Annotated in this window: 4 protein-coding genes; all 4 read left to right on the top strand. The window is 61.5% G+C overall.

The window, feature by feature from the left end; genetic code table 11:
• Positions 1-798 (top strand): HAMP domain-containing sensor histidine kinase (locus tag L692_RS0115930; RefSeq protein ID WP_025701132.1); only part of this gene is annotated, 798 nt, incomplete at its 5' end.
• 62 nt (positions 799-860) lie between these two features.
• Positions 861-1,769, top strand: a complete 909-nt coding sequence (locus L692_RS0115925; RefSeq protein ID WP_025701131.1) for an ABC transporter ATP-binding protein — start codon at positions 861-863, stop codon at positions 1,767-1,769.
• The gene (locus tag L692_RS0115920; protein ID WP_025701130.1) at positions 1,766-2,482 is read left to right on the top strand and encodes an ABC transporter permease; all 717 of its coding nucleotides are present in this window, start codon (positions 1,766-1,768) and stop codon (positions 2,480-2,482) included. The genes L692_RS0115925 and L692_RS0115920 overlap by 4 nt, the downstream gene beginning before the upstream one ends.
• A 4-nt stretch (positions 2,483-2,486) precedes the next feature.
• The coding region (locus tag L692_RS0115915; RefSeq protein ID WP_025701129.1) for an ABC transporter permease at positions 2,487-3,164 on the top strand (678 nt) is incomplete at its 3' end.

Here is a 3,164-nt window from a genome sequence, read left to right as displayed (position 1 = left end):
CTGCTGCAACTGCAGACCGCGATGACTCTGGACGGGCGGGACGGCCTTCCGGCAACGATCCCCAAAGGCAAGCCCGATGAAATCGGCATGCTGGAAGAGGCGTTCAATACGATGGTTGCGGAGCTTAAGGACAGCCGGCGGAGAGAGCGGGAGGAGGAGGAGCTGCGCAAGCGGCTGATCGCCGACCTCTCCCACGATCTGCGCACGCCGCTGACAGTGGTGCGCAGCCATTTGTTCGAGGTTGGCAAGGAGCCGCTGTCCTTACAGGGAAGAGAATCGCTCAATCTGATGGATGAGCGCATCGCCGACCTTGGCGTTCTGATCGACAACCTGCTGAGTTATAATCTGCTGGCAAGCGGCAGGGTGAAGCTGTCGCCGGAACGCAAGGATGTTCTGCGGCTGCTGCGGGAAAGCGCTGCGGCGTGGTATCCAATATGGAGCAAGGAAGGCATGGAGGTGGACATCGAGCTGGAGGAAGAACCCTTGTACTGGGAGGTTGACGAGCTCTGGTTCAGGCGTGTGCTGGACAATCTGCATCAGAATATTATGCGCCATGCCAAGAGCGGCGGTTACGTCGGGATTGCGGCCGGGAAACGCGGCGGCGTGCGCGCTGTCGTCATCCGCGACCACGGAACAGGCATTGGCGAAGATTCTCCGGTGAAAGGGGCGGGACTCGGACTCGCTATCGTCGACATGCTGCTGTCCCGCATGGATCTGGCCTGGACGGCGGACAGCACCCCGGAGGGGACCTCGGTCTTCATCTTTCCGAAAGAGCGGAACAATTTAAACGAATCTTAAACTTCGCGGGCAGTCTTCTTTAACCTTGGTCCGGTATGCTGGTTACCGAGGTGAAGAGAGACATGGAAACGATTATACAAACGACGGATCTGGTGAAACGGTACCGGGGCCGGATGGCGGTAGATCACCTGGATCTGAGCATCGGGAAAGGCGAAATCTACGGGTTTCTCGGTCCGAACGGCGCGGGCAAGACGACGACGATCCGCATGCTGCTCGGTCTGATCGCGCCGACCGGAGGATACGTCGAAATTTTCGGCAAGGATCTCCGCAAGGAAAGATTGGACATTCTGCGAAGAGTCGGCTCGCTGGTCGAATCGCCTTCCTACTACGGCCATTTGTCGGCGGTGGAGAACCTGGAGGCCATCCGCCGCATTCTCGGCGCGCCGAAGCGCCGCATCGCCGAGGTGCTGGACATCGTCTCCCTGACCGGGGAGGAGAAGCGTCCGGTCAAGGGGTTCTCGCTCGGCATGAAGCAGCGGCTGGGCATCGCCGCCGCGCTGCTCGGCAGCCCCGAGCTGCTCATTCTGGACGAGCCGACGAACGGGCTTGATCCGTCCGGCATTCAGGAGATCCGCAGCCTGATCATGTCGCTGCCCAGGGAGCACGGCATTACCGTGCTCGTATCCAGCCATCTGCTGAGTGAAATCGAGCAAATGGCGGGAACGGTCGGCATCATCCGCCAGGGCCGGATGATCTACCAGGACACGATTGCCCATCTCCGCCAGCGCTCGGCGGGAGAGATGCGTCTCGTCGTGTCGGAGCCGGAGGCCGCCCTGGAGGAAGCCTCCCGAAGAGGCTATGACGGCATGCTCCGGACGAGCGAGCTCCGCTTCTCCGGAATGAACGATGCGCAGGTCGCCTTGCTGGTCAAGGCTCTGGTAGAGCAGGGGCACGCCATCTACCGGGTGGAGGAGCAGCGGCAGTCTCTGGAGGAATTCTTTCTGCAGGTTGTGGAAAGGGAGGGACGGTGATGAGCAGGCTGCTTGCGGCCGATTGGCTGAAAATCCGGGGCAAGGGGCTCTGGCTTCTAATTCTTGCAGGCCCGCTTGGTCTTACGGCCATGCAGGCGCTCAATTTCGGACTCCGCTTCGACTACATGAAGAAGAGATACGCCGACGACTTATGGGGCGGGCTGCTGGGCAATACCGCGCAATTCGTCCCGATGGCCCTGTTTCTCGGAGGAACGCTGGTCTGCTCCCTGATGGCCAATATCGAGCATCAGACCAGCGCCTGGAAGCAGCTTCTCGCCCTTCCGGTCTCGCGCATAGCGGTGTTCGCATCGAAGCTGCTGCTGTGCCTGCTGCTGCTGGTCGTGTCCTGTCTGCTGCTCTCCGTCTTCGTGACAGGACTTGGGCTGATATTTGGCTTCGGGGCGTCCGCGATTCCGGTCTATGACGTTCTGCGCATCGGCTTTCTGTCCTATGCCGCCGTTATGCCCTTTACCACGCTTCAGCTGTGGCTGTCGCTGGCCTTCCGGAATCAGGCGCTGCCGGTTTCGATCGGCGTCATCTGCGCCATTGTGTCGCCTTTTACGACGACTCTATCTGCATGGCTGCCGATCAACTGGCCGTATGTGGCGTGGACCGGTCCGCATCGCCTGTATTTTGCGGGCGCGGGGCTATTGCTCAGCCTGCTGGTTCTGCTGCCGGGAGCGGCGCATTTCGCAAGGAAGGATGTGAACTGACGGCATGAAGATGTTTCTGAGAATCCTCTCGGCCGAGAGGCTGAAGCTGTCCGGTTCCTATATATGGCTGCTTGTGCCGGCGAGCCCCGCAGCGGCGGTGCTGGTCGGGCTGTTCGCTTCCTCCCCGGCTGGCGGAAAGCCGGACTGGACGATACTGCTCACCGTCATGTCCATGCTTCACGCCGCCTTGTTTCTGCCGATTCTGTCCGGATTGTACACCGCCATGCTATGCCGCCACGAGCATCTGGACGGCGGCTGGAAAGCGCTGCTGGTGCTTCCGGTTTCACGGACCGCCGTATACCTCGCCAAGTTCACGATGGCGGCTGTGCTGCTGGCGGTTACCCAGGTCCTCTTCGCGGCCGCAGTGATCGGAACAGGGGTGTTCAGGGGGATCGGGGCTCCCGTTCCCTGGGAGATGATCCTGGGGGCCTGCGCGGCCAGCTGGACGGCCTGTCTACCGCTGGCCGCGCTCCAGCTGGCCGTTTCCCAGGCGTGGAGCAGCTTCGCCGCGCCGCTCGCGCTGAACGTCAGCTTCACGGTGCCCAATATTTTGATCGCGAACTCGGCGACCTACGGCCCGTATTACCCGTGGGTACAGCCGCTGCTGGCCATGATTCCGCACGGGCAGGCGGGGGACGGAGCGTTCAATCTGCCGCTTGAGAGCCTGCTGATCGTCGTGCTG

This window comes from Paenibacillus forsythiae T98 (assembly GCF_000520735.1).
Taxonomy (GTDB): domain Bacteria; phylum Bacillota; class Bacilli; order Paenibacillales; family Paenibacillaceae; genus Paenibacillus_AQ; species Paenibacillus_AQ forsythiae.
The sequence above is the reverse complement of the archived record's forward strand: the minus strand, read 5'-3'. Positions and strand labels throughout refer to the sequence as shown.

Bases quoted from the DNA above. Each gene is read 5' to 3' on its own strand.
- L692_RS0115925 (WP_025701131.1), top strand. From the start codon at position 861: ATGGAAACGATTATACAAACGACGGATCTGGTGAAACGGTACCGGGGC.